Below are 1,669 nucleotides of genomic sequence, written 5' to 3' on the forward strand. Positions count from 1 at the left end.
TTTAAGACCAGGAATAATTGAAATCTCTACCGGAGTTTATATGGCATTAGCCTCCTCTTTTATGTGGTCAATAGTGATTATAGTTACAAAAACAATTACAAAAGATGATAGTTCGATTACGATTTTATCTTATGGATATACGTATATGACAATTTTTAGCTTCATTATTGCATTGTTTTATTGGCAAACACCTAGTTTTCAAACTTTGATTTATTTATTTTTTGCAGGTTTATCGGGTACATTATTGCATCTTTGTATTAATCACGCATATAAATTAGTTGATGTTAGTATGACACAACCATATTCTTTTCTAAGTTTAGTCTTCGCTTCTTTAATTGGCTATTATGTTTTTAGTGAAACACCCGATCTCTTCACTTGGATTGGTGCAAGTGTAATATTTATAGGGGTTATCATTATGTCTTATCGTGAAATGAAGCTTGATAAAGAAATTATTAGAAAACGAATAGATATTAAATCTTAATTTTTTTTCCTAAAAGTTTTGTAGATATGCCAAACTACAATTAAAATTGTAGTAGCTAAGATACATGCAGTTAAAGTTCTATCCCACAAAAATTCCCAAGAACCATTACTTAATAATAAAGATCTTCTCAAGTTTTCTTCCATCAATCCACCAAGTACAAAAGCTAATATCAAAGGTGGCATCGGAAAATCATATAATCTTAAAAAGGTAGCTACTACAGCTATTCCAATCATTAAATAAATATCGAAATTATTAAACGACATTACATAAATCCCAGTAACAGAGAAAAATAAAATTAAAGGAATTAAATAATTTTTAGGAACAGCAAGAATTCTAGCTATATAAGGAATGAGTGGTAAGTTTAATATAAGAAGAATTACCATTCCAATATACATAGACATAATTATTGACCAAAAAATCTCTGGATTCGTCATATAAAGTCTAGGACCAGGCTGAACACCAAAACCCAAAAGGGCCCCTAACATTACAGCTGTAGTTCCACTTCCGGGAATTCCTAACGTGAGCATTGGCACAAAAGAACCTGAGCAAGCTGCATTATTTGCAGTTTCTGGTGCAGATAAACCATTTACACTTCCTTTACCAAATTTTTCTTTTTCTTCGTCACTAACTACGTTTCTTTCCATTCCATAAGCTAAAAATGATGCAATTGTTGCACCAGCTCCAGGTAAAACACCAATTAAAAAACCAATTACTGATGATCTTGGAATTGTTTTATACATTTTAGTTCGTTCTTCTTTATTAATTTTAATTGAACCTAATTCGGTTAATGAAACTTGTTTGGCAGCACTAGTTGGATCATTTCTTTTTAAAATAATTGTTAATGCTTCACTCATTGCAAAAGTTGCCATCACAACTAGTACAAAACTAATTCCGTCAGTTAAGTTCATATTATTAAAAGTAAATCTTGTAATGTCAGACAAACTATCTTGGCCAACAGATGCTAACATTAATCCAAGTACTACCATCATCATTGCTTTTAAAAATTGTCCTTTAGAAGAAAAAGCAGCAATCGCTGTTAAACCTAAAATCATTAAAGCAAAGTAATCTGGTGATCTAAAAGATAAACTTACTTTTGATAAACTTGGTGCCATAAATAATAAATAAATTGCAGATAATGTTCCACCTGCAAACGAACTCCATGCAGCAATCGCTAAAGCCTTACCCGCC

The 1,669-nt window shown here is 31.3% G+C and carries 2 protein-coding genes; one reads left to right on the plus strand and one right to left on the minus strand.

Features of this window, described 5'->3' with window-relative positions:
• A partial coding sequence (locus tag AMN88_RS02235; RefSeq protein ID WP_143323663.1) for a DMT family transporter occupies positions 1-481 on the plus strand: 481 nt, incomplete at its 5' end.
• On the opposite strand, the gene AMN88_RS02240 is transcribed toward AMN88_RS02235, so the two are convergent.
• The coding region (locus AMN88_RS02240) for a tripartite tricarboxylate transporter permease (protein WP_075536226.1) at positions 478-1,669 on the minus strand (1,192 nt) is incomplete at its 5' end. The genes AMN88_RS02235 and AMN88_RS02240 overlap by 4 nt on opposite strands.

It is taken from the genome of Candidatus Pelagibacter communis, from assembly GCF_001180165.1.
GTDB lineage: Bacteria > Pseudomonadota > Alphaproteobacteria > Pelagibacterales > Pelagibacteraceae > Pelagibacter > Pelagibacter ubique_P.